Origin of the sequence: Bradyrhizobium sp. BR 1433 (assembly GCF_051547665.1) — a bacterium.
GTDB classification, from domain to species: Bacteria; Pseudomonadota; Alphaproteobacteria; order Rhizobiales; family Xanthobacteraceae; genus Bradyrhizobium; species Bradyrhizobium australafricanum.
The window spans coordinates 3,734,751-3,759,223 of sequence record NZ_JBPUGG010000001.1; the positions used below are offsets into that span (position 1 = coordinate 3,734,751).

Below are 24,473 nucleotides of genomic sequence, written 5' to 3' on the forward strand. Positions count from 1 at the left end.
TCAGCTACGCCCGTCGAGGCCAACCAGCGCAATCTTGAGATAGCCGGCGTTGCGCAGCAGGTTCATCACCTCCATCAGATCGCCATAGCTGACCGCCTTGTCGGCGCGCAGGAAGATGCGCTCGTCCTTCCTGCCTTGCGTGGCGCCATCGAGCGTCGACGTCAGCGTCTCGCGCGCGATCACGTCCTCGCCGACCGCGACGGAGAGATCGGGCTTCACGGTGACGAACACCGGCTTGTCCGGCCGCGGCTGCGGCTCGGCGGTCGAGGTCGGCAGATCGACGCCGAGATCGACGGTGGCGAGCGGCGCCGCCACCATGAAGATGATGAGCAGCACCAGCATCACATCGATGAACGGCGTGACGTTGATCTCATGTGCCTCGACCAGATCGTCATCGCCGCGACGCCGGCCGCCGAACGCGCCGCCAGTGCCAAGCTTCGCGCCCATCGGCTACTCCGCAGCGCGCGCCAGCCGGAACAGGCTGCGATCGCCCTCGCGGCTGACCAGCAGCATCACCATGACGGAGGCGTCGCCAAGCAATGCGCGGTAGGACGCGATCGAACGGGTGAGGTGATTGTAGATCACGACCGCCGGAATAGCGGCGACCAGGCCGAGCGCGGTTGCAAGCAGCGCCTCGGCAATGCCGGGCGCGACCACCGCGAGATTGGTGGTGTGGGCCTCGGAGATGCCGATAAAGGCATTCATGATGCCCCACACCGTGCCGAACAGGCCGACGAACGGCGCGGTGGCGCCGATCGTCGCCAATACGCCGGTGCCGCGCGCGATCTGCCGCGACATCGCCGCCTCGACCCGCTCCAGCCGCAGCGCGATGCGCTCCTTGAAGCCGTCGTCGAACATCCCGCCGGACAGCGCAGCCTCGCGCGAGGCCGATTGCACGATCTGCGCTACCGCATCGCTGCCGTCGCGGCTCGCCTGCTCGACCTCGGCAAGCTGGGTGTCGCGCTCAAGGAGGCCGATCCGCTGCCGGGCGAGCGCGGTCTTGCGGCGGATCTCGACGGTCTTGGCGAGGCAGATCGTCCAGGTGACGAGCGAGGCGAAGGCGAGCCCAACCATCACCGCCTTCACGACGATGTCGGCGCTTTCGAACATGCCCCAGGGCGAGAGGTTGCGCGGCAGCAGTGCGGCGTCGGATGCGGCAAGGCTACTGCTTGGGAGAGATGCAGTCACGACCGCAATCAACTGGACGACGATTGATAGCTGGCTACTTCTGCCAAACGTGCGAATTAGCATACTCACCTCCAACCGCATCTCACCTCGCCCCGCCTGCGGGGAGAGGTCGGATCGCATCGCAAGATGCGAGCCGGGTGAGGGGACTCTCCACGAGCACGGTGCCCGGAGGGTCCCCTCACCCGACCCTCTCCCCGCAAGCGGGGAGAGGGAGAAGAAATCTTCAGCCCGCGTTCGGTGCGAGGCGGTCCGCCAGCGCATGAAAGCGCACCAGCTGATCGCTACGCAGCGCGCGCGTCTCGTCGCGGCCGACGAACACCTTGAACATGATGCCGCCGTCGCGATTGATGAAGGCGATGAACGCCGACACCTTGCCCATGAAGGGCCGCTCGACGAACGCGATCGCCGCGCAGCGATCGTGCCTCAGATGGCCGTGCAGGCCCTTCGGCTGCATCAGGTTGAAATAGCCGCGACCGACCTCGCCGTTCGGAATGGCGCCGGTGAACTCGAAGATCGCGTCATCGGTATGCACGATCAGCGTCACCTCGCCCCACTCCGCGATGTCCTGCATCGCGGCGGCAAACTCGCCGGGACCGATCCGCACCATGCTCTCGGGGAGCGCCTCGAGCACCGCGCGCGGCGTCACCTTGCGCTCGCGCGCGACGTCCTCGATGACCGTGCCGGGATTGTCGGCCATATAGGCCTTCAATCCGGCAAGCTCCGCGTTCTGCACGGCCGTCTCCGTCATGCCGGGCTCTTCGCGCGCTCGGTGATCAGCACCTCAAAACCCTCGAATTTGGGATGCCCGAGATAGAGGCTGCCGCCGGTCTCGTTGCCGGCGCGCGAATGGGCGCGGCGGAACGCATCGGATTTGGTCCAGTCCTCGAACGCCGCCTTGCTGGCCCAGACGGTATGGGTCGCATAGAGCGTGTGGTCCTCGGCCTCGGGGCCCTTCACCAGATGAAATTCGATGAAGCCCGGCAGATCGCCGAGATAGGATTCGCGCGTCTTCCAGACCGTCTCGAACGCCTGCTCCTTGCCCTTGATCACCTGGAACCGGTTCATTGCGATGAACATGAAAACTCTCTCCTGTTTGACGGCGGATGCCCGGATCCTGCCGGTTGATCTCGTTAATAACATGAACGCGCCAAGGAATACGCCAAGGCCGCGCTGGGGGCACCAGCGCGGCCGGAGCAACCTGGATGGAATGATCGGCGTCTCGCGTTACGCTCCACCTAGGTGAATCCTGAGTCCGGCCTTGTAAACGGTGCCCGGACCGGGGCTCGAGAACAGCACGTCGTTCTGCGTCGTGCCGTCGGTCGAGGAGCCCGGGATCGCATAAGGCCGGTAGTACTGGTTCAAGAGGTTGTCGACCGACGCCGTGAAGGTGATGTCCTTGGTGGCGTTCCAGGTCAGATAGAGGTTGACGAGCTCGTAGCCGGTCGAGGGCAGATAGCCCGCCGGCAGGTCGTTGTTGGCGCCGAACGAGGACCATTGCGCGGCAACGATCAGCGAGCGGTCGAGCAGGCGGACGCCGCCCGTGGTCGTCACCTTGCGCGGCGTGATGGTGGCGAGCCCGACATTGGTCTGGGTGTTCCGGCCGCGCATCAGATGGCCGGCGACGCCGACGAACCAGTCGCCCGCGTCATACATCGTCTCGAGCTCGAAGCCCTCGATGCGGGCGTGCGCGATGTTCTGGTACTGGTAGAACTGGCTGAACCGCCCGAACGGCGTCAGGGTCGGCGCCGAGGCGACGAGATCGATATAGCCGTCGACGTCGTTGCGGAACACGTTGACCTTGCCGCGGAACGAGTTGCTCGCGGTGAAGATGCCGTCATATTTCAGGTTGATGCCGGCTTCCTTGTTCTTGCCGACCTCCGGCCGCAGCGCTGGATTGGGCAGGAAGCAGAACAGGCCGCTGGTGCCGTCGGGGCAGTTGAACAGCGCCGGCCCGCCGCCGGTGGCGTGACCGCCCGCGATCAGCGTCTCGGTGATGGACGGCGCGCGATAGCCTTCGGCATAGCTGACATAGGGCGTGAAGCCGGCGACCGGCGTGACGCCGAGCGTGATCTTCGGCGACAGCCGGTCGCCGCTGGTCGTGGTGTTGATCGAATTGAGCTCGTAGTGGTCGTAGCGGACAGCGCTGATCAGCTCGAGCCAGGTCGAATAGTTCTGCTTCAGCTGCACGAAGCCGCCGGACACCGTGCGCTGTCCGCCCGGCGTCGTGATGTTGGAATTGCCGCGCGAATCGAAGGTCTCGACATCGTCACGGAAGGCATCGAAACCGTAGGTCACGGCGTTGCGCCAGTCGCCGAAATTGAAGCGCGAGGTGTTGTTGACGTCGACACCAACCGTATCCAGCAAATAGCCGCGCTTGTCGCCGACGCAGCCGGAGATGTTGTTGCCGGGATTGGCGAGCGTGCAGACCCCGCCGCCGGTGGTGATGCGGTTGTTGTAGGTCTTGACCTGGTCGTTGTCGGTGCGGTTGCCGTAGACCGAGATATTCCAGTCGAACAGCATGTCGTCGGGCTTGGAATATCGCCAGCTCAAGGTGCCCGTGTAGTTCTTGGCGTCGGAGGCATAGACCGAGGAGCCCGCGATCGCGGCGAGCGGCGCCGCCGCCGTGGTCGGGCCGCGGTTCGGCTGACCGATATTGTATTGGTAGTCCTGGAAGATGCCGCCGATCTTGAACTCGTGGCCTTCGGCCGGGCGGAACGTCACCTTCATCAGGCCGGCCGCGATATCGTTGCCGGTGTTACCGATCTCGGTGCCCGCGCCGTCCTTGTAATTGCCCTGGGTGCGATAGACCGCGCCGCCGAACACATCGACATTCGGATCGACGCGTACGCCGCCGAACACGGAGCCCATGCCGCGGTCCTTGTTGGTGCCGTAGGAGCCCGACATGTCGACACCCCAGCGCTCACCGGGACGCACTACGTCGTCGATGTCCTTGGTGCGGAATGAGACTACGCCGCCGATCGCGCCGGAGCCGTAGATGTTCGCGGTCGGGCCGCGGACCACGTCGACGCCGCCGATCAATTCGGGATCGAGGAAGAACGAGCCGTTGGCGTTGTGGCCGGTGCGCTGATAGTTCTGCCGCGCGCCGTCAACGACAACAGCGACACGGCCGAAATCCTGCAAGCCGCGGATGTTGATGACGGTTGCCGGATCGTCGCCGCGCTCCTGAACCGAGACGCCGGGCACGTTATAGAAAATATCGGAGAGCCGGTTCGGCTGCAGGCCCTGGATCTTCTCCAGCGTGACGGAGCTGACCGGCGCCAGCGCATCGATCGCGCGCTCCTCGGTCTTGGAGGCCACCGCCGTGATGGTGTCGAGCGATTGCACCGGCACCGCGCCGATCTGCGCCCGCGCGTTCATCGCCGCCGGCGCCGCCTGAGCTTCGGCCGCCGGCTTCGGCTTCCGCTTGGCCTGCTTCGGCCGCTCGGTCGAAGGACGCGCAGCCGACGGATCGGCGGTCTGCGCGAAGCCGCGTTCCGGCAGTGCTGCCGCAAATGAGAACACCGACGCGCTCAAAATCAAGGCGCGCGAAACCCTAGCCCCGTCAGCCATTCTAGCCCCAGCCTGATCATCGCTTTTCTGGTTTGGCTGGCGTGCGCTCTCCGACGAGCGGCTTGCTGGCTACATCGCGATCAAGCCACCGCTTGCATCGCGTGAGGATTGGTTACGAGCCGGCAACAAAACGGTCAAGAATGCGGCGGCGCTGTTTATATCGATTGTAAAGTGCGGCCGTTGGAATGCGCCTTCGCCCGCTTATACAAGCAAGCACCATTTGAAGATTGCGAAGGCGCAGCACCACGAGAATGTCGGCAACTTCCGGAGACAATATCGGTGCGGCCGGGAAGCAGGCCGTATCAGCGTCTGACGCGACCAAAACGCTCGTCATGCGCGGGAATCGCCTCGACAGCCGTGACCTGTTCTCGACCGAGCGCGAGATCATCATCGCGCACGGCGAGGAGCATTACCGGCTGCGGCTGACCTCGCAGAACAAGCTGATCCTGACCAAGTGACGGCCCCAATGACAATTTGTCGCACGCTCGCTTTGCTCGCGCTCTCCTGTCTGCTGCCGATCAGTGCAGCGACTGCCGAGGGCATCACCGTGCATGATGCACGCGACCGTGACGTCGTGATCGACGATCCCACGCGGATCGTCTCGATCGGCGGCGCGATCACCGAGATCCTCTATGCGCTCGGCTTCGAGGACCGCATCGTCGGCGTCGATGCGACCAGCCTCTATCCGCCGGCTGCGCTGCGCGAGAAGCCCGACGTCGGCTATATGCGCCAGCTGTCGCCGGAGGGCGTGCTCGGCCTGCACCCGTCGCTGCTGCTCGCGGTGCAGGGCTCCGGGCCGAAGGAGACCATGGACGTGCTCGAGGCGGCCAAGGTGCCGCTGGTGCTGGTGCCCGAGACGTTTTCGGAGGCCGGGCTGGTCGAGAAGATCAGACTGGTGGGCCACGCCATGGGCGCCGATCCGCGTGCGGCCTGCCTGACCGCGGCCGTGGAAAGCGATCTCGCGCAATTGCGCACGTTGCGCGCCAAGGTGACCAAGCCGGTGCGCGTGATGTTCGTGATGTCGCTGTTGAATGGCCGGGCGATGGCCGCTGGCCACAAGACCGCCGCAGACGAGATCATCCGGCTAGCCGGCGGCGTCAACGCCATCGACGGTTACGACGGCTACAAGCCGGTCAATGACGAGGCCATCGTGGCAGCGAAACCGGATGTCGTGCTGTCGATCGATCGCGGCAAGGACTCGCTGACGTCGGATGCCGTGTTCGCGCATCCGGCCTTCGCGCTGACGCCGGTCGCGGCCAACAAGGCCTTCATCTCGATGGAAGGCCTTTATCTGCTCGGCTTCGGGCCGCGCACCGCGGCCGCGGCACGCGACCTCTCGGTCAAGCTCTATCCGGCGCTGGCGCCGGAGGCCGACAACTTCAGGCCGGCCGCGCTGACCGCGAATTGCCGGCAATGAGCGTGCTGGCCGAACGCCGCGGGCGTGCGAAACAACGGCGCGCCGGCATGTCGCTGCGGCCGGCCGCGACACTCACCCTGCTCTGCCTGCTTGCGGCGCTCGCAGGCACCGTCCTGGTCGCTCTGACGGTCGGGGCCGCCGGCATTCCAATGGCGCGGCTTCCGGCAGCGCTTGGGCTATGGGCTGATCGTGTCGCCAACCCGCTGCTCGCACGCGACCAGCTCGTGGTGTGGTCGATCCGCATCCCGCGGATCGCGGCGGCGGCGATGGTCGGCGGCCTCCTTGCCGTATCAGGCTCGATCATGCAGGGCCTGTTCCGCAATCCCCTCGCCGACCCCGCGCTGGTCGGCGTCTCCTCCGGCGGCGCGTTTGCCGCGGCGGCCGCGATCGTGTTCACCGACAGCCAGCTCGGCGAAAGCCTGCGCTTCCTGCAACACCAGCTGCTGCCGATCGCGGCCTTTGCCGGCTCGCTGATCACGACCATCGTGCTTTACGGCATCGCCAGCCGCGGCGGCCGGACATCGATTGCGATCTTCCTGCTGGCCGGGCTTGCGATCGCCGCGATCGCCAATGCCGGCATCGGCCTTCTGGTGTTCGTCGCCGACGACCGCCAGCTGCGCGACATCACCTTCTGGCTGCTCGGCTCGCTCAGCGGCGCGACCTGGAGCAAGCTCACAGCGCTGGCGCCGGTGCTGGCGGTCGCGCTGGTCGCCTGCCTCTCGATCGCGCGCGGGCTCGACGTGCTGGTGCTCGGCGAGGCCGAGGCGTTCCACAGCGGCGTCGACGTCGAACGGCTGAAGCGGATCTCGATCGTGCTGGTGTCGGCGATGACCGGGGTCGCGGTCTCGGTCTGCGGCGTGGTCGGTTTCGTCGGCATCGTGGTGCCGCATCTGCTGCGGCTCGTCATCGGGCCCGCGCATCGGCTGCTGCTGCCGGCGTCCGCACTGCTCGGTGCCATCCTCCTGGTCGGCGCCGACACCGTGGCGCGCACCATCGTGGCACCCGCGGAAATGCCGATCGGCATCCTGACGGCAGCGATCGGCGCGCCGTTCTTCCTCGCCATGCTGCTGCGGCAGCGCGGGCTGGTGTCGCTATGACGGCCCTGCTCGAAGCACAGTCGGTATCGATGACGGTCGGCGGCACCGATCTGGTCGATGCGGTGTCGCTGCAGATCGGCGCCGGCGAGATGGTCGCGATCGTCGGTCCCAACGGCGCCGGCAAATCGACCCTGCTGCGGATGCTGTCGGGCGACCTGCGCCCGTCGCGCGGAGCGATCAGGCTGAGGCAGCGCGACCTGCAAGCTTACGGCCCGCGCGCGCTGGCGCAGCACCGCGCGATGCTGTCGCAGCACGTCAACGTCACCTTCCCGTTCACCGTCGAGGAAATCGTCAGCATGGGCGCAGGCGAAAGCCCGCGTGCCGTGGCGCGGGCGCTGGTCGAGGCGGCACTCGACGAGGTCGGGCTCGCGCGTTTCCGTTTCAGGCAATTGCCGACACTGTCCGGCGGCGAGCAGCAGCGGGCGCATTTCGCCCGCGTGCTGGTGCAGCTCGCCTGCGGCGAAGCGCTGCATGGACCGGGACTGTTGCTGCTGGACGAGCCGACCTCGAGCCTCGATCTGCGGCACCAGATCGACCTGGTCGAAACGGCCCGGCGGCGCGCCGCCCGCGGCACCGCGGTGATCGCGATCCTGCACGACCTCAACCTCGCGATGCGGTTCGCCGACCGCATCCTGCTGCTGCACCGCGGCCGGCTTGCCGTCGACGGCGACCGTACGGCGGCGATGAAGACCGAGACGCTGCGCGAGATCTTCGAGATCGACGCTGCGATCGCCTACACCGGAGACGGCGTACCGTTCCTGCTGCCGCAAACGATGCGGCCGATCTAACCGCCTCACGATGGTCCCGTTATTCGTCATGGCCGGGCTCGTCCCGGCCATCCACGTCTTTCCTCTCTAACTGCAACAAAGACGTGGATGCCCGGCACAAGGCCGGGGCATGACGGAGAGAGGCGACGTAACGCCGCAAGCCTTATCCCGCCGCAACATCCGCGGTTCACAAAACTGTCAGGCGGCTGTAACAGGCGGCTCGGAGAACACCGCATCGTTTATCCTTTGGGAGATCAACCATGCGCCTGTCCCTGCTCTGCTCCGTCGCCTCGATCCTGCTCGCCACATCGGCGTTCGCGCAGGGTGAGGGCGAATTCCCGGCGACGCTGGCGGGACACGCCGCGATGCCGGCGGAGAGCTTCATCGACGCGCCCGCCGACGCCCCTGATGATCTGAAGACCTCGGGCAAATACACCACCGGCAAGCGCGTCGACGCCATCGGCACCGTGATGGGCAAATCGTACGAGCGGCCGACCGGCGTGTCGCTGCCGTTCAAGGGCCAGCCGCTGCAAGGCCATTCCGGCATCAAGGTGATGTCCGACAGCTCGTTCTGGGTGATCACCGACAACGGCATGGGCTCGCGCTACAACTCGGCGGACTCGATGCTGTACCTGAACCGGCACAAGATCGATTGGGCGAGCGGCAAGATCGAGCGTCAGGAGACCGTGTTCCTGCACGATCCCGACAGGAAGGTGCCGTTCCGCATCGTCCACGAGGACACCGCCAAGCGCTATTTGACCGGTGCCGATTTCGACACCGAAGGCTTCCAGATCATCAACGACATTTTCTGGATCGGCGATGAATTCGGGCCCTACATCCTCAAGGCCGACAAGACCGGCAAGATCCTCGCCGTGTTCGAGACCGTCGCCGACGGCAAGCCGGTGCGCTCGCCGGATCACTGGGCGGTGCAGTCGCCCGGCGCGCCCGGCGCCAGCTACACCAACGTCAACCTGCGCCGCTCCAAGGGCTATGAAGGTTTTGCGTCCTCCAAGGACGGCAAGTTCCTCTACGGCCTGCTCGAGGGGCCGCTGTGGGATGCGGACAAGAAGGATTGGGAGAAGGTCGACGGCAAGGAAGCCTCGCGCATCCTGGAATTCGACGTCGCGGCGGAGAAGTTCACCGGACGCTACTGGCAGTATGTGTTCGAGCAGAACGGCAATGCGATCGGCGACTTCAACATGATCGATTCGGCCCAGGGCCTCGTGATCGAGCGCGACAATGGCGAAGGCACCGCCGACAAGGCCTGCCCGCAAGGCCAGCGCGGCGAGAACTGCTTCCCTGACCTCGCCAAGTTCAAGCGCGTCTACAAGATCGAGCTGTCCGATGCCAATGTCGGCAAGCCGGTGCGCAAGATCGCCTATATCGACCTGATGAAGATCCGCGATCCGAACAAGAAGGCGCGCAAGCCGCTCAACGACGGCGTCTACACCTTCCCGTTCTTCACCATCGAGAACGTCGACCGGGTCGACGACACCCACATCATCGTCGGCAACGACAACAACCTGCCATTCTCCTCGAGCCGCGACCCGAACAAGACCGATGACGACGAGTTCGTGCTGCTCGAAGTCGGCGAGTTCCTGAAGGCGAAGTGACGGGGCTGCTCTCGCCGATCACACCAGTGTCGTCGCCCGGCTCGGCCGGGCGACCCCAGTATTGCAGAGACGTCCGAACTTAGTGGATGGGCCGCGGCGTACTGGATGCCCCGCTCAAGGCGGGGCATGACAGCGAATTTAAACCGGCCATTATCGCCGCACCGGTCAGCGCGCGCGGCAAACCACGTCACTCCTTCTTCGTCCGGTAATCTCCGAACGTCGTGTCGCGCTGGTCGAGCTGCGCCTTCACGCTGCCGCCGTCGCGGCGGAAGCCCGCCATGTAGGCCTTGCTGGCCTCGGTGGTGAAGGCCAGTGCCTGGATCTCGGTGCCGGCGCGCATCGCGGCGCGGGCGCCCATGATTTCCATCGCGCGGTGGACGCTACGCTTGTTGAGCTGCTGCAGCTCGATCGGCACCTTGGCCGCGCGCTCGGCGAAATCCAGCGTCTTCGTCTCCAGCTCGGCGAGCGGAAACGACCGGGTCGCATAGCCCCATTCGGCGGCCTCGCGGCCGGACATCGCGTCGCCCGTCAGCATCAATTCCATGGCACGGCGCATGCCGACCAGCCACGGGTGATACTGCATGTCGGGCGGGCTCATCAGCCGCACCGGCGGATAGCCGATCTGGGCGTCGTCGGCGACGTAGACCACGTCGCAAGCGGTCGCGAGCTCGGTGCCGCCGGCGAGGCAATAGCCGTGCACCTGCGCGATCACGGGCTTTGCGAGATCCCAGATCGAGAACCAGCCCTCGACGACATGGCGCGACCATTGGCCGGGCCCGGATGCCGAGTGATAGGGCTGGTCGACGCGATTGTCGGCGGAGAGATCGTAGCCCGCCGAGAAGCAGGGTCCGGCGCCGCGCAGGATCGAGATCGAAATTTCCGGATCGCGGTCGGCCTGCTCCAGCACCTCGAAGATCTCACCGCGCAGGCGATTGTTCAGCGCGTTGCGCTTTTCGGGGCGGTTCAGCGTGATGCGGCGGACGCGCGGACGCGGATCATCGACGATGATGTGCTGGTAGCTCATGGATCCTCCCGATCTCAGGCTTTGTTGCCTTTGGCAAAGTGATGCCCGAGATCGGCAGGGTTGTCATCGGCAGATGACGCAGGTCCTCATAGCGTTTTCAAGCGAAGTGGGTTCCGGTTCGCGTGAAGAAAACGCGTCAAGCAACAACGCTAGAGCCCCGGCACGGGCTCTAGCCCGCCGGCACCATCACGACGCCCTTGTCCTTGGGCCAGCGCATCCGCCAGGCGAAATTGATGTCACGGACTTCGCCGGCCTTGGCCTCGAACGCCCATTCCAGCACGCCGCGCTTGTCGCGCAGGTTGGTCGTCGTCGCCGGCGTCGACGACGGCAGCATCTCGACCACGATATCGTCGTTCTCGCTGACCGGGAGCTGATCCTGGATCGCGACCTTGATCGGGAAGTCGTGGCCGTTGCGCACCGTGGTCTTGAAGGCGCGCTCGTCGGTCTTCGACGTGGTCACGATCAGGCCGGCGGAGCCCTCGTTGCGCTTCACCACCGTGCGTTCGATCTTGACCTTGTCGTCGGCGCCGAAACCGAGCCGCACTGTCTCGTCCTTGGCGGCGGTGGCCATCCGGCTGCGGCCGACAAAGATACCGTCGCGGTAGATCGAGATTTGCCCCGGCAGCAGCGGCGCATCGTCGGCCTGCACGAAGCTCGCTTCCAGGAACGCGGTCGGGTCGATCACCGGAACGGCGCGAACCGCGAGATCAGGGGTTATCGTCGCCGTCGAGATGCGCAGGCTCTTGGCGCCCTCATTGGCGGCAACGCTGACGCGGCCGGGAATCTTGAAGGTGGCCTGGAAGGCGCCGACCTCGGCGGTGGCTTCCAGTTCGTCCATGCGTCCCCCACCAAAGCGGAATTGCTGAACCGCGTCGGCGGCCGGCGCGGGCGCCAGCGCTTCGCGCGAGCGCATGCTGGCCTCTCCCGAAAGCTTCGCCAGCGGCCGCGGCGGTTGCGGATATTGCACGATCAGCGAGCGGAGGTCGGGCGCGTTGCCGCCGCGCGCGACCCGCACGGTGGAGACGACGAGCGCCACGTTCGACCAGTCCTCGCCGGTCGACTGGGTGATCTCGGCACGGCGGACCAGTTCGATCGCGGGCTTGCGGTCTTTGGCGCCGGTGTCGAGCCGGGCGTCATAGAGCGGCGTCCAGCGGGCGTTGGAAACCGCATAGGTAACCCGCAAGGTCGCCTTGGTCGCCGCCTGCGAGGCGACGTCGATCCGCACCTCGACCTTGCTCGGCGGCTTGCTGGTGCGATCGGCTGCGAGCTGCGCAAGGTCGCGGTCGATCACACGGATCTTGCGCTCGGCGTCACGGATCGCGCTGTCGGCGGTTGCAACCTCGTCGGCCACCGCCGAGAACGCCGCGCGCCACTCGCTGAGCGGACGCGCCTCGCCCTTCTCGCCGAGGCCCGCGGGCGACGCTTCGGCAAAGCGCTCGGCGAATTTGCGCCGCGCCTCGGCCGCGCTGATCAGTCCCTGCAAATCGGCGCGCTCATCGTTGAGCGCCTCGATGCGCTTGTCGATCTCGGAAAGATTTGGCGGCAGCAAGGGCTGCGGCAGCTTTGTATCGATCGCGCCGATCGTGAGCTTCGCTCCGCCCTCGCCTTCGACCCGCAGCGAGGACGGATCGAGCCCGATCGGGAAATCCCTGGCGATGAGGGTGTTGTCGCCGGCGGGCAGGTCCAGCGTGATGACGCGAGCGACGCTCGCGCCATCGGGATAGACGGTCACGGCATCGACCTGCGAGGCCGCATCGAGATTGGCCGCATGCAGCGGCCCGGCAACCAGCGTACCCGCCAGCACCAGGCTGGTGGTCACAAGATAATTCGCAATTTTACACATGACATCCCTCCGGAAAAAACGCCGCATCGCGCGCGAGACGAACGGCGCGCCGGGCTCGAGGGCGCGCCGTTTCTCGTGGTGAGACGCAGCGAGGAAGGGACTGGTTCGATTGGGGTTTCCCTGCGGCGCCACGATGGCACCGTCGCGGCCGCCGCATGGCGCGGCGATGTCTTTCGGACCTTAGCGATCTGCCTTGCGCCGGATGAACAGATAATTGGGCACGAAGCCGGCCAGGGTGATCGCGATCATGATCCACCAGCCGCGCTGAAACGCCGCGATCCGCTCGGTCATCGAGACCGGCGTTGCAAGGATCGCGACGAAGATCGCGACGCCGATCGCCAGTGCCGCCTGCCGGATCATGTTGATGACGCCGGAGCCGGTGGCAAACGACGATGGCGGCAGCGCGCCGGCGCCGACGCCCATCAGGGTCGGAAAGGTCAGCCCGACGCCGATACCGATCAGCATCACGCCCGCGACGACGGCAGACGCATTGGGGTCGGCCCCGAGCAGCGTCGCCCAGATCGCGAGGCCGGCCGCGAACAGCAGGATTCCGGCGGAGACTACGGCCGCGGCGCCAAACCGCGCAATCAGCCGGCCGGCAAACAACAGCGAGGTGATCGGCACCATCAGCGGACCGGGGGCGATTGCAAGGCCGGTCTTCAACGCCGACCAGCCCCATACCGTCTGCTCCCACAACGCGCAGGACAGCAACATGGCGCCGAAGGCCGCCGAATAAGGCGCCATCACCAGCGACGCGCCGGTGAACGGCCTGACCGCGAACAGTGCAGGATCGACGAAGGGATTCCTCGATCTGAGGCAATGCCACGCGAAGGCGGCGAGCGAGACGGTCGCGACGGCAAAGCCGAGCACGACGCCGCGCGAACTCCATCCCCAATCGTTCGCCTTCACGATCGCAAATGTCAGCGCACCGATACCCGAGGTCACCAGCAGCGCCGCCCATGAACTCGGGCGCGGCACGTCGTGACCGGGCACTTCGGGCAATTTCAGCCAGCCGATGACAAGCGCGACCACGCCGATCGGGACATTGACGATGAAGATCCAGCGCCAGTCGAACGTGACCAGGACGCCTCCCGCGAGCGGGCCCAGTGCGGCGGCAAGGCCGCCGATCGCCGTCCAGGTGCGCACCGCCCCGGCGCGCTGCTCGGGCGGAAATGATGCCAGCAGCAGGCCGATCGAGGTCGGCGTCATCAATGCCGCACCGGCCGCCTGCGCCACGCGGGAGACGACCAGGAACTCGACACTGGACGAAAGCGCACATGCCGCCGACGCGGCCGTGAACAGCGCGACGCCGAGCAGGAAGCTGAGATTGCGGCTGTGGCGTTCGGCGAGCCGGCCGAAGAACACCAGCAACGCCGCGTAGGCAATGGCGTAGGCATTGAGGATCCAGGACAAATCCTCAAGCGAGGCGCAGCGAAATTCCTGCGCGATGTTCGGCAGCCCGACATTGACGATGAACAGATCGAGATTGGCGAGGCAAATTCCGACCGACACGATCGCAAGCACCTGGCGCGGGGTTGCGGTGGCGACGCCGGACCGCGGCCGCGCATCAGGTTCGACGACCAGATCGATGGTCTCCGCCTCTACCTCCGACATCACACCCTCCGAAATACGTGCATATGCATCTATTGCCATTAGGTGCATATGCATGTATTTGTCAAGTCCATCGGAGGCAGCGATGGCGAAAACGGAACCCAGCCGGTGTAATCTCACGGCGTTGCGCAAGGCGACGCGGCGGGTGTCGCAGCTCTACGATCAGGTCCTTGCGACATCCGGCCTGCGCGGCACGCAACGGGCGATTCTGGTCTATGTCAGGCGGTCGGGCGCGCCGACGATGGGCGAGCTTGCCGCAGCCCTGGTGCTCGACCGCACCGCGCTGAACCACAACCTCAAGCCGCTCGAGCGCGACGGTCTGTTGACCATCACCGTCGACAAGAGCGACCGGCGCAGCCGGCTGGTGCGGCTCACCAAGCGCGGCGAAGCCAGGCTCGAGGAATCACAGGCCGCATGGCTCAAGGCGCAGGAGCGCTTCGAGACCGGCTTCGGCGCAAGGCAGGCCGCCGATCTCCGGCAGACGCTCGAACTGATTGCCTCGCTCGAGTTTGACGAGCGCGCGCTTACCTCACCGGCGAGGTAGCCGGCTCCAAATGAAAAGCGGCCCGGCGTTGCCGCCGGGCCGCTCGTTCGCACACGATCAGTGTCGATCGCGCTTAGCTGTAGATCTCGAACAGGCCGGCGCCGCCCTGGCCGCCGCCGATGCACATGGTCACGACACCCCACTTGGCCTTGCGGCGACGGCCTTCCTGCAGCAGGTGGCCGGTGAGCCGGGCGCCGGTCATGCCGAAGGGATGGCCGATCGCGATCGAACCGCCATTGACGTTATACTTCTCGGGATCGATGCCGAGCTGGTCGCGCGAATAGAGGCACTGGCTGGCGAACGCCTCGTTGAGCTCCCAGAGATCGATGTCGTCCACCTTCAGGCCGTGGCGCTTGAGCAGCTTCGGCACCGCGAAGACCGGACCGATGCCCATCTCGTCGGGCTCGCAGCCGGCCGAGGCCCAGGCCACGAAGCGGCCGAGCGGATTGAGGCCGCGCTTCTCGGCGTCCTTGGCCTCCATCAGCACCACGGCGGCGGCGCCGTCGGAGAGCTGGCTGGCATTGCCGGCGGTGATGAACTTGCCCGGGCCCTTGACCGGCTCGAGCTTGGCGAGGCCCTCCAGCGTGGTCTCGGGGCGGTTGCACTCGTCGCGATCGACCACGTAATCGACGATCGACTCGGCCTTGGTCGCCTTGTCGACCACCTTCATCTTGGTCTTCATCGGGACGATTTCGTCCTTGAACTTGTTGGCCTGCTGCGCGGCCGCCATGCGGCGTTGCGAACTCCAGCGAATACTCGTCCTGGTATTCGCGGCTGAGCTTGTAGCGCTCGGCGACGATGTCGGCGGTATCGATCATCGCCATGAAGATGTCGGGCGCGGTCTTGAGCAGGTCCGGATCGATCGATTCCTTCGGCGAGCCGCCGCCGGGAATCGAGATGCTCTCGACGCCGCCGGCGACGATGCAATCGGAGCCGTCGGAACGGATCGAGTTGGCGGCCATCGCGATGGTCTGCAGGCCCGACGAGCAGAAGCGGTTCACCGAGACGCCCGCGGTCGACTTCGGCAGGCCGGCGAGCAGCGCCGCCTGGCGGCCGATGTTCGGCGCGCCATGCGCGCAATTGCCGAGATAGCAATCCTCGACATACTCCTTGTCGACGCCGGCGCGGTCGACCGCGTGCTTGATGGCGTGCGCGGCGAGCGACATCGGCGGGGTGATGTTGAATCCGCCACGGCCGGACTTCGCCAGGCCGGTGCGCGCGTAGGAAACGATTACGGCTTCACGCATTGTTTTCTCCCTCTGAGATGACGGTCATTGTGGCGCGTCGTGACCCGTTCGTACACATTTTTCGGCAGGCGCAACAGCAATACCGGACGTCCCGGAACGACAAACGCCGCCTCCGGGACCGGAGACGGCGTCATGTTCCGCAGATCGGAATTTGGATATGCTTGAGCGGTATCTTTGTTCGTCACGTCCGGGCGCGTCCCGGACGACGAGAATCGCTCAAACAACGTTTAAAACATCGGCGCCTTGAAACGTCGGCGGCTCAGAACGTCAGTGCCTCAGAACGTCAGTGCCTTAAAACGTCAGCGCCTTGGCCTGCTTCACCTGCGGCAGCGTCTGTACCCTGGCGAGCAGCTCCGCCGGCACCGCGCCGTCGACCTCGACCAGCGCAATGGCGTCGCCGCCCTGCTTGACGCGGCCGAGATGGAAGGTCGCGATATTGATTTTCGCATCACCCAAGAGGCTCGCGAACGCGCCGATGAAGCCCGGCTTGTCCTCGTTGGTCACGTAGATCATCGACTTGCCGAACTCGGCGTCGACGCGGATGCCCTTGATGTCGACGAGGCGCGGCTTGCCGTCGGCGTAAACGGTGCCGGACACCGAACGCTCCTGACGCTCGGTGGTCACGGTGACCGTGATCAGGCTTTCATAGTCGCTCTGCGCGGCGCGGACGACCTCGTCCACCACCATGCCGCGCTCCTTGGCGACGATCGGCGCCGAGACCACGTTGACCTCGCCCAGCATCGGCCGCAGCAGGCCCGACAGCACCGCCGAGGTGATCGCCTTGATCTTCATCTCGGCGACGTGGCCCTCATAGGTGATCTCTGTCTTGAGGATGCCGCTCTCGGTGAGCTGGCCGGCGAACGAGCCGAGCTTCTCGGCGAGCTCGATGAACGGCTTCAGCTTCGGCGCCTCTTCCGCCGTGATCGAGGGGAAGTTGACCGCGTTGGAGATCGCGCCCGACAACAAATAGTCCGACATCTGCTCGGCGACCTGCAACGCGACGTTTTCCTGCGCCTCGGTGGTGGAGGCGCCGAGATGCGGGGTGCAGATTACGTTGGGATGGCCGAACAGCACGTTCGAGGTCGCCGGCTCCTCGACGAACACGTCGAAGGCGGCGCCCGCGACATGCTTCGAATTCAGCGCATCGACCAGCGCCTGCTCGTCGACCAGGCCGCCACGCGCGCAGTTGATGATGCGAACGCCCTTCTTCATCTTGGCGATCGCGGCCGCATCGATCACGTTGCGGGTCTTCTCGGTCAGCGGCGTGTGCAGCGTGATGAAATCAGCGCGCTTCAAGAGATCGTCGAGCTCGACCTTCTCGACGCCGATGTCCTTGGCGCGCTCCGGCGACAGGAACGGATCGAACGCGATCACCTTCATGCGCAGGCCGAGCGCGCGGTCGGCGACGATCGTGCCGATATTGCCGCAGCCGATCACGCCGAGGGTCTTGGCGGTGATTTCGACGCCCATGAAGCGGTTCTTCTCCCACTTGCCGGCCTGGGTCGAGGCGTCGGCCTGCGGAATCTCGCGCGCCAGCGCCAGCATCAGCGTGATCGCGTGCTCGGCGGTCGTGATCGAATTGCCGAACGGCGTATTCATCACGATGATGCCCTTGGCGGTCGCGGCCGGGATCTCGACATTGTCGACGCCGATGCCGGCGCGGCCGATCACCTTGAGCCTGGTCGCCTTCTCGATGAGCTTGGCGGTCGCCTTGGTGGCCGAGCGGATCGCGAGACCGTCGTAATTGCCGATGATCTCGGCGAGCTTTTCCTTGTCCTTGCCGAGGTTGGGCTGGAAGTCGACCTCGACGCCGCGATCCTTGAAGATCTGGACGGCGGCGGGAGACAGCGCGTCGGAAATCAGAACTTTGGGTTTTGTCATCTCGATTGTTCCTTTGCCCTGCCGCGGGCGGGTCTCCTGGACCGATCTGGTGAAGTCTCTGATCACTTCTCCCTCTCCCCGCTCTTGCGGGGAGAGGGTTGGGGTAAGGGCAGCCACGAGCGAGGAACAAGCCGAAAGGGCCCCTCACCCGGATCGCTCAGGCGCGCAATTGCGCTGCCGAGCGATCCGACCTCTCCCCGTAAGAACGGGGAGAGGTGACAAGGGAAAACTTATGCCGCCTTGGGCAACGCTGCCTTGGTCTCGGCAAACGCCCAGTCGATCCACTGCGTCAGCAACTCGACGTCCTTTGCCTCGACGGTGGCGCCGCACCAGATCCGCAGGCCGGCCGGCGCGTCGCGGTAATACGCGAAGTCGAAACCGGCGTTCTCCTTCTCAACCAGCGCGACCAGCTTCTTGCAGAAGTCGGCCTGTGCGTCTGAAGGAAGCGAGGTGATCGCGGGATCGGTGAACTTGAGGCACACCGAGGTGTTGGAGCGGATCGCAGGATCCTTGGCCAGGAAGTCGATCCACGGCGTCTTCGCCTTCCAGTCGGCGAGCGCCTTGGTGTTGGCATCGGCGCGGGCGATCAGCGCCTTCAGGCCGCCGATCGACTTCGCCCAGTTCAACGCATCGAGATAGTCCTCGACGCAAAGCATCGACGGCGTGTTGATGGTCTCGCCTTCGAAGATGCCCTGGTTGAGCTTGCCGCCCTTGGTGAGGCGGAAGATCTTCGGCAGCGGCCAGGCCGGCTTGTAGGTCTCGAGCCGTTCCACCGCACGCGGCGACAGGATCAGCATCCCGTGTGCGGCTTCACCGCCGAGCGCCTTCTGCCAGGAGAAGGTGACGACATCGAGCTTGGCGAAATCGAGCGGCTGCGCGAAGGCGGCCGAGGTCGCGTCGCAAATCGTCAGGCCTTCGCGGTCTGCGCTGATCCAGTCGGCGTTCGGCACGCGCACACCCGAGGTGGTGCCGTTCCAGGTGAAGACGATATCCGACTTCGGATCGACCTTGGAGAGATCGGGGATTTCACCATAAGCCGCGTTGAGCTTGGTGACGTCCTTCAGCTTCAATTCCTTGACGATATCGCTGACCCAGCCCTCGCCGAAGGATTCCCAGGCGAGCGTGGTGACGGGCCGCGCGCCGAGCAGTGACCACAGCGCCATCTCGACCGCGCCGGTGTCCGACGCCGGTACGATGCCGATCTTGTAATCGGCGGGCACCTCAAGCACCTCGCGCGTCAGGTCGATCGCGAGCTTGAGCTTGGCCTTGCCGACTTTCGCGCGATGCGAGCGGCCGAGGGCGGCGTCCTTGAGATTGTTGGGGTTCCAGCCGGGGCGCTTGGCACAGGGGCCGGAGGAAAAATGCGGCACTTCAGGCCGCGAAGCGGGCTTCGCTGCAGTCATAATCTACCCTTCCAGATAGCTGCCTCTCGGTGGGGAGAGGTTTCCCGCGGTCGGGGATAGTGGAAAGGTACCCAAACGTCAAGAAAGTTCGGACTCGTCTGGAGCAATCCGGTCATCACGGCTGATTGATGGGGCGTCCTCGACCTGCTGGATCGTCTCCTGATCGAGCAAATCTGCCGCCAGAGTCATGATCTTAACCGCCCTGCGCCGGCTCGATACTTTCAGAATGCGCTTCTCGCCGGCCTGCACGATGTACTCGTTGCCGACCCGCACGATCGAATAATCCGACATTCCAATCCCCAGTTGCCCGTCGCCCCGTGGGAGACGTCCGACATACCGGAACTCGTTCCGACCGGTAAAATCACGGAGGCCGGCTTAGTTTATTGCCTGTTAACCGGATCGCAGACTATCCGCTGCTGCAGGCATTGCCCGGTAGATGGCACAACTTCGTGCGCGCGGTTTCAAAAGCGAATCGTCATCCCGACATGGCTGCGCGCGAACCCGAGCCGTTCATAGAAGCGTTGCGCATCGACCCGCGTATGATGCGTCAGCAGCTCGACGAGCATGCAGCCTCTCGCGCGCGCCTCCGTGACGGCCCACTGCACGAGCTTCTCGCCGATGCCGCGGCTGCGGCAATGCTTTGCGACGCGAACGTCCTCGAGCAGGCCGCGCGAGCCGCCCTGCGAGCTGATGCCCGGCAGAACCGCAAGTTGTAGACAGCCGACGACGACGCCTTCGCCCTCTCCGTCGACGGCGACGACGAGCTGCAGGTTGGGATCGCGCTCGACCCGCGCGAAGGCCTCGTAATAGCTTTGCGGCAGCGGATCCTCGATCCGCTCGCGCGCACTGCCGAGCGGATCGTCCGCAAGCATGCCGACGATGGCGGCGACGTCTTCGCGGCGGGCGCGGCGGATCGTGATGGATGAAGCTTCAGTCATGGCGGCATTCACCTGAGGTCAGCGGACCGGCGGCAGCGCGAGCACGCGCTCGGCATCGGCGATCCAGCGACGGATCACGGGATGGCGCGCGAGTTCGAGGCCGCCATCCTCCGCGACACGGGTATAGGCGAGCAGCGAGACGTCGGCGAGCGAGAACGCGTCTCCGACCAAAAATTGCGTCCCCGCAAGATGCCGCTCCAGATGATCGAGCGCGACATAGCCGCGCTTGATGAGATTCGGATCGATCTCCGAGATGGCCTTGCCGAGATACACGGCCTGAAAGCGGCAGACGGCCACATAAGGCTCGTGGCTGTTCTGCTCCCAGAACATCCAGGCATCCATCTGCGCCGCGCGATAGGGATCGCTCGGGATCAGGTCGCTGCCGCGCGCGAGATAGCGGATGATGGCGTTGGATTGTGCCAGCGTGCGGCCGTCATCCAGCTCCATCGTCGGCACTTGGCCCCAGCCGTTTCGCTTGAGGAATTCCGCGGTCCGGCTGCCGCCCTTCATGGTGTCGATCTCGACCCATGTGTACGGCAGCGCCAGCCTGTCGCACACCCATTTCACCTTCAGGCAGTTGCCTGAATTGGCGTCGCCGTAGATTTTCATGTGATCGCGCTCCGCACCGTGTGACGACAGAGCAGCAGTCGCTCCCCGGTCTGTCAACCGTCGCCGGCTACGGCAGCGGCGATCAGAACTTGTAGCCGGCGCCGACCCGGAAGCTGTTCATGTCGACGGCGATATTCTTGACCGCCGCGAAGCGCACATATTCCCACTCGCCGCGGAGAAACAACCCGCCGACCACGCAATATTCAAGCCCGAGGCCCGCGGTCCAGCCGACCGCATAGTTGTTCACCCGCTGCTCCGTCTGGGCGGCGCTGCCTGAGCCCAGGTAGTCGTTATGCTGAATTGTAACGGTGTTGTTGCCGACCGTCTGGGTCTCGGCCCAGGCATCGTACTTGTCAAACGACACCGTCGCCGAACGCGACACGGACATGCGTCCCACCGCAACACCGCCGAACATGTATGGCAGGAAGTTGCCTGCCGCCCATCCGGCGCGTCCACGGAAGGTCGTGACGTCCTTGACCTGCAAGGCGGCGCTCCCCGACAACGTGGTGTTGTAGGTGTAGGTGTGCCCGCTCGGAGGAGTCTCGCCCTTGGGATTCACGATCTGCCGCGTCATCGAGTCGCCCGCCGAACTTTCGAGGCCGTTCAGGTAATTGTAGTTGGCCTCGACGCCGAGCACGACGTCGTCCCATTGCCAGTTGCGGCCGACGAACGCGCCGAACCCGTTGCTCTGCGCATGGTTCTTCGGCAGCAGGGCCCAACCCGAAACCGGGTCGGCCAGAACGCTCTCGCGCAGCATGAAGGAGGTCATCGCGCTTGGCGCGTGGCTGAAATCGATGTCGCCGGAGGAATAGCCGATCTGGCCGCCGACGTACCATCCTTCCCAGTTCCCGCTCCTGCTCGGTGCATCGACATAGGAGCCGCGCAGGATCGGAAAGTCCGGCAGGTCGGCAGCCTGCGCGCCGGTCACCGTTCCAATCATCATCCCCGCCAGCAGCAACCTACGCATTGCAACGCTCCATCCACCGCACCGATTTCGTGTTGATCATCGCCTGTTAACCTTAACCAATCGTTGTCGCCACCCGTTTTCGAGCACGCAAGTTGCGGAAGTGCGCGACATGACGCGGCAAGTTCGCGACATGACGCGGCAAAGAAAAACGGCGCGGGATGGTCCCGCGCCGTTGCAATCGTTAACCGTGAAGGCCCGAAATTAACCCTTGCGGATCAGCGGCGGCGGAGGCGGCGGCGGCACGTCGCAGCACGGCAAGTTGAAGCGCACGCCGAGCTTCACGTCCTGCGAGGTGATGTCGCGGTACTGGAAGCTCGAGGGACCGGCCGGCGTGCCGTCGAAGAAGTGACCTTGGCCGTGGGCGGCAGTGCCCATGTCGAGGTAGCGATAGGCCAGTTCAACCGTGAAGTTGTTGGTGACCTTGTAGGCGACACCGGCGTGGAGCGCCCAGGCGAAATTGGTCTTGGTGGCGCCATCGGCGATGAAGGAGCTGGTGAGGCCCGACCCGCTCGGGAACGTCGTGACGTCGGAGAACGCCGCGGTCTTGAGCACTGCGGCACCGACACCGGCACCGATGAACGGGGTCAAGCAACCCCAGGTGCCGAGATCGGCGTAGACGTTGACGAGGCCGACCCAGCTCTGGATGCCGCCATGATAGGTGTCACCCAAGGAGCTCGGCCCGGGGAACGTGAAGAAGTCGGTGCCGTTGAAGCTCACCTTCGAGCGATACTCACCGGTGATGTCGGCGCGGAACCAGCTGTTGAACTGATAGCCGACGCCGATGCCGTAGAGCACGCCGCCGTCGAAGCCGTGGCCATACTGGTTGAAGGCGGTGCCGGCCGGCAGCGTATCGTAGGCGTTGACGTGCAGCCTCGCCTTGGTGTTGGTCATGCCGATATCGCCGCGCAGATACCAGCCGCCGAAGTCCTGGACCGGCGGAGGCGCATACGCCATCGGGGGCGGCGGCATGATCGGCATGTCGGCAGCGAACGCCGCCGAGGACAACAGAGATGCCGCTCCGGCGGCAATCAGGGTCTTTACGCTACGCATTGGCTTCGTCCTTTTGGGCCAAGTGAGGCGACACGAAAGCCCCACGTCTGAAACTCACGGCCCGGACGATGGCAGGAAATGTTTAAGCGGCACTTAACCCTAATTTTTAAGGTTGATTTTCTCTCACCTTTCTCCGCGGCTGTCGCTTATGAGTCCATAAATGCGCGCACGCGGCGGCGAAAGATGGCGATCTCGCCACAGGTGCTAATGAAGCGTTGACGCAAGCGCGCCGTTTGCAGCGCACGCGAGCCGCGTGTGTTAGCGAATGCTTAATGCGGGAACCGCTGCTGCCCCGCCTCACTGCCGGGAGTTCAGCGAACGGCCTTCGGCATCTTCGGCAGGAACACCGCGAGCAGGCCGATCGCCGGCAGGAAGGCGCACAGCTGATAGACGAAGGCGATCGAGGTGTGGTCGGCGAGCTTGCCGAGCACGGCGGCGCCGAGACCGCCGATCCCGAACGCGACGCCGAAGAACACGCCGGAGATCATGCCGAAGCGATGCGGCATCAATTCCTGCGCGAACACGATGATCGCCGACGTCGCCGACGAGATGATCAAACCGATCACCACCGTCAGCACGGCGCTGGCGAACAGGCCGGCATAGGGCAGCGCCAGCGTGAACGGCAGCGCGCCGAGGATCGAGAACCAGATCACGTATTTGCGGCCGAAGCGGTCGCCGAGCGGACCGCCGATGAACGCACCCGCGGCGTTGGCGGCAAGGAACACGAACAGATAGAGCTGCGCCGCCTGCGTCGAGACGCCGAACCGGTCGATCAGATAGAAGATGTAATAGCTCGACAGGCTCGAGACATAGAGCTGCTTGGAGAACAGCAGCGCGACCAGCACGATGAGCGCGATCTTCACGCGCCGCTGATCCGGATGGTCGGGATGCCGCGCGCTGGCGGCCGTCTTCTTGCCCGATATCTGCGGTTTGTACCAGACGCCGATGCGCCAGAGGATCACGATGGCAAGGAACGCGATCGAGGAGAACCAGGCGATCGAGGGCTGACCGAACGGCACCACGATCAGTGCTGCGAGCACCGGCCCCATCGAGGTGCCGAAACTGCCGCCGAGCTGGAACACCGATTGCGCGAAACCGTAACGTCCGCCTGACGCCAGCCGCGCGATGCGCGACGATTCCGGGTGGAACACCGCGGAGCCAAGGCCGACCAGCGAAGCCGCAATCAGGATGACCCCATAGGTGTGCGCAACGCTGAGCAGCAACAGACCGAAAAAGGTGAAGCCCATGCCGATCGCAAGCGAGAACGGCTGCGCCTTCTTGTCGGTGAAATGCCCGACCAGCGGCTGCAGCAGCGACGCCGTGAACTGGAACGCCAGCGTGATCATGCCGATCTGCGCGAAGTCGAGCGCGTAATTGTCCTTCAGGATCGGATAGACCGAAGCGATCAGCGACTGCATCGTGTCGTTGAGGAAGTGCGAGAAGCTGATGCCGGCAAGCACGACATAGGCCGGCCCCGCAGCGGCGGCGACCTTTGCGGCCGTCAACTCCGGCACCGGCACCGGCTCGCCCAGCGCCTGTTTGCTCACGACGGGTTTGTTCAATGCAGCATTCCCGGACAGATTCGCAAAAATACCTCCGTGTCGTACGACGCGGAGGTGAGGCAAACCAGTTGCGTTAGCCGATGGCAGCGATGCGCTGTGTGGCCAGCCGGCGGCCAAACTCTATCCCCGTCACCCTGAGGAG

General features: G+C 65.1%; 23 protein-coding genes and 1 pseudogene. 6 read left to right on the forward strand and 18 right to left on the reverse strand.

Features of this window, described 5'->3' with window-relative positions; translation table 11 throughout:
- From exbD to ACSKB9_RS18320, 6 genes are all read right to left on the reverse strand, one after another.
- Positions 1 to 447 (reverse strand): TonB system transport protein ExbD, encoded by a 447-nt coding sequence (exbD, locus tag ACSKB9_RS18295; RefSeq protein ID WP_438074699.1) that lies wholly within the window; start codon positions 445 to 447, stop codon positions 1 to 3.
- Positions 448 to 450: 3 nt separating this feature from the next.
- On the reverse strand, positions 451 to 1,188 hold the full coding sequence (gene exbB, locus ACSKB9_RS18300) for a tonB-system energizer ExbB (protein ID WP_438074701.1): 738 nt from the start codon (positions 1,186 to 1,188) through the stop codon (positions 451 to 453).
- Between the two features lie 223 nt (positions 1,189 to 1,411).
- Positions 1,412 to 1,936, reverse strand: coding sequence for a heme utilization cystosolic carrier protein HutX (gene hutX / locus ACSKB9_RS18305; protein ID WP_253606893.1), 525 nt, complete (start codon positions 1,934 to 1,936; stop codon positions 1,412 to 1,414).
- The gene (locus ACSKB9_RS18310) at positions 1,933 to 2,265 is read right to left on the reverse strand and encodes an antibiotic biosynthesis monooxygenase family protein (protein WP_021080657.1); all 333 of its coding nucleotides are present in this window, start codon (positions 2,263 to 2,265) and stop codon (positions 1,933 to 1,935) included. Before ACSKB9_RS18310 ends, hutX begins: the two co-directional genes overlap by 4 nt.
- Positions 2,266 to 2,412: 147 nt before the next feature.
- Positions 2,413 to 4,758: a TonB-dependent hemoglobin/transferrin/lactoferrin family receptor gene (locus ACSKB9_RS18315; RefSeq protein WP_438074704.1), complete on the reverse strand. Its 2,346-nt coding sequence runs from the start codon at positions 4,756 to 4,758 to the stop codon at positions 2,413 to 2,415.
- 112 nt (positions 4,759 to 4,870) lie between these two features.
- Positions 4,871 to 5,092, reverse strand: coding sequence for a hypothetical protein (locus ACSKB9_RS18320; RefSeq protein ID WP_438080654.1), 222 nt, complete (start codon positions 5,090 to 5,092; stop codon positions 4,871 to 4,873).
- Between ACSKB9_RS18320 and hemP the strand changes: the two genes are divergently transcribed.
- The 5 genes from hemP (at position 5,010) to ACSKB9_RS18345 (ending at position 9,652) form a co-directional block, all read left to right on the forward strand.
- On the forward strand, positions 5,010 to 5,216 hold the full coding sequence (gene hemP / locus ACSKB9_RS18325) for a hemin uptake protein HemP (RefSeq protein WP_438074706.1): 207 nt from the start codon (positions 5,010 to 5,012) through the stop codon (positions 5,214 to 5,216). The two genes, ACSKB9_RS18320 and hemP, sit on opposite strands and share 83 nt — an antisense overlap.
- A gap of 8 nt (positions 5,217 to 5,224) precedes the next feature.
- Positions 5,225 to 6,175 carry a heme/hemin ABC transporter substrate-binding protein gene (locus ACSKB9_RS18330; protein WP_438074708.1) on the forward strand — a complete coding sequence of 317 codons (951 nt, stop codon included), beginning with the start codon at positions 5,225 to 5,227 and terminating at the stop codon, positions 6,173 to 6,175.
- Positions 6,172 to 7,272 (forward strand): FecCD family ABC transporter permease, encoded by a 1,101-nt coding sequence (locus ACSKB9_RS18335; RefSeq protein WP_438074710.1) that lies wholly within the window; start codon positions 6,172 to 6,174, stop codon positions 7,270 to 7,272. The genes ACSKB9_RS18330 and ACSKB9_RS18335 overlap by 4 nt, the downstream gene beginning before the upstream one ends.
- A complete protein-coding gene (locus ACSKB9_RS18340) occupies positions 7,269 to 8,060 on the forward strand; it encodes a heme ABC transporter ATP-binding protein (RefSeq protein ID WP_438074712.1) in 792 nt (263 codons plus the stop codon). The genes ACSKB9_RS18335 and ACSKB9_RS18340 overlap by 4 nt, the downstream gene beginning before the upstream one ends.
- 239 nt (positions 8,061 to 8,299) lie before the next feature.
- Complete coding sequence (locus ACSKB9_RS18345; RefSeq protein ID WP_438074714.1) at positions 8,300 to 9,652, forward strand: esterase-like activity of phytase family protein; 1,353 nt, start codon at positions 8,300 to 8,302, stop codon at positions 9,650 to 9,652.
- Positions 9,653 to 9,839: 187 nt separating this feature from the next.
- Here ACSKB9_RS18345 and ACSKB9_RS18350 read toward each other — a convergent pair whose 3' ends face one another.
- The 3 genes from ACSKB9_RS18350 to ACSKB9_RS18360 all read right to left on the reverse strand — a co-directional run bounded on the left by ACSKB9_RS18350 (position 9,840) and on the right by ACSKB9_RS18360 (position 14,133).
- Positions 9,840 to 10,676, reverse strand: coding sequence for an enoyl-CoA hydratase-related protein (locus ACSKB9_RS18350; RefSeq protein ID WP_057017942.1), 837 nt, complete (start codon positions 10,674 to 10,676; stop codon positions 9,840 to 9,842).
- Positions 10,677 to 10,845: 169 nt separating this feature from the next.
- Complete coding sequence (locus ACSKB9_RS18355) at positions 10,846 to 12,519, reverse strand: mucoidy inhibitor MuiA family protein (protein WP_438074716.1); 1,674 nt, start codon at positions 12,517 to 12,519, stop codon at positions 10,846 to 10,848.
- 180 nt (positions 12,520 to 12,699) lie between these two features.
- Positions 12,700 to 14,133: an MFS transporter gene (locus ACSKB9_RS18360; RefSeq protein ID WP_438074718.1), complete on the reverse strand. Its 1,434-nt coding sequence runs from the start codon at positions 14,131 to 14,133 to the stop codon at positions 12,700 to 12,702.
- An 82-nt stretch (positions 14,134 to 14,215) separates the two neighbouring features.
- Between ACSKB9_RS18360 and ACSKB9_RS18365 the strand changes: the two genes are divergently transcribed.
- Positions 14,216 to 14,674, forward strand: a complete 459-nt coding sequence (locus ACSKB9_RS18365; RefSeq protein ID WP_438074720.1) for a MarR family winged helix-turn-helix transcriptional regulator — start codon at positions 14,216 to 14,218, stop codon at positions 14,672 to 14,674.
- A 73-nt stretch (positions 14,675 to 14,747) separates the two neighbouring features.
- Here ACSKB9_RS18365 and ACSKB9_RS18370 read toward each other — a convergent pair.
- From ACSKB9_RS18370 to ACSKB9_RS18410, 9 genes and pseudogenes are all read right to left on the reverse strand, one after another.
- A pseudogene (locus ACSKB9_RS18370) lies at positions 14,748 to 15,921 on the reverse strand (thiolase family protein).
- A gap of 291 nt (positions 15,922 to 16,212) precedes the next feature.
- Positions 16,213 to 17,802 carry a phosphoglycerate dehydrogenase gene (gene serA, locus ACSKB9_RS18375; protein WP_438074722.1) on the reverse strand — a complete coding sequence of 530 codons (1,590 nt, stop codon included), beginning with the start codon at positions 17,800 to 17,802 and terminating at the stop codon, positions 16,213 to 16,215.
- A gap of 230 nt (positions 17,803 to 18,032) precedes the next feature.
- The gene (locus ACSKB9_RS18380) at positions 18,033 to 19,205 is read right to left on the reverse strand and encodes a phosphoserine transaminase (RefSeq protein WP_283068104.1); all 1,173 of its coding nucleotides are present in this window, start codon (positions 19,203 to 19,205) and stop codon (positions 18,033 to 18,035) included.
- A gap of 78 nt (positions 19,206 to 19,283) precedes the next feature.
- A complete protein-coding gene (locus ACSKB9_RS18385) occupies positions 19,284 to 19,496 on the reverse strand; it encodes a hypothetical protein (RefSeq protein ID WP_438074724.1) in 213 nt (70 codons plus the stop codon).
- A gap of 170 nt (positions 19,497 to 19,666) precedes the next feature.
- A complete protein-coding gene (locus ACSKB9_RS18390; RefSeq protein WP_438074726.1) occupies positions 19,667 to 20,143 on the reverse strand; it encodes an N-acetyltransferase family protein in 477 nt (158 codons plus the stop codon).
- Positions 20,144 to 20,161: 18 nt separating this feature from the next.
- Positions 20,162 to 20,752 carry a glutathione S-transferase family protein gene (locus tag ACSKB9_RS18395; protein WP_438074728.1) on the reverse strand — a complete coding sequence of 197 codons (591 nt, stop codon included), beginning with the start codon at positions 20,750 to 20,752 and terminating at the stop codon, positions 20,162 to 20,164.
- A gap of 82 nt (positions 20,753 to 20,834) precedes the next feature.
- Positions 20,835 to 21,719 (reverse strand): outer membrane protein, encoded by an 885-nt coding sequence (locus ACSKB9_RS18400; protein ID WP_438074730.1) that lies wholly within the window; start codon positions 21,717 to 21,719, stop codon positions 20,835 to 20,837.
- Positions 21,720 to 21,920: 201 nt separating this feature from the next.
- Positions 21,921 to 22,769 carry an outer membrane protein gene (locus ACSKB9_RS18405; protein WP_438074732.1) on the reverse strand — a complete coding sequence of 283 codons (849 nt, stop codon included), beginning with the start codon at positions 22,767 to 22,769 and terminating at the stop codon, positions 21,921 to 21,923.
- A 311-nt stretch (positions 22,770 to 23,080) separates the two neighbouring features.
- Positions 23,081 to 24,331, reverse strand: coding sequence for an MFS transporter (locus ACSKB9_RS18410; protein ID WP_438074734.1), 1,251 nt, complete (start codon positions 24,329 to 24,331; stop codon positions 23,081 to 23,083).
- Between the last annotated feature and the right edge of the window lie 142 nt (positions 24,332 to 24,473).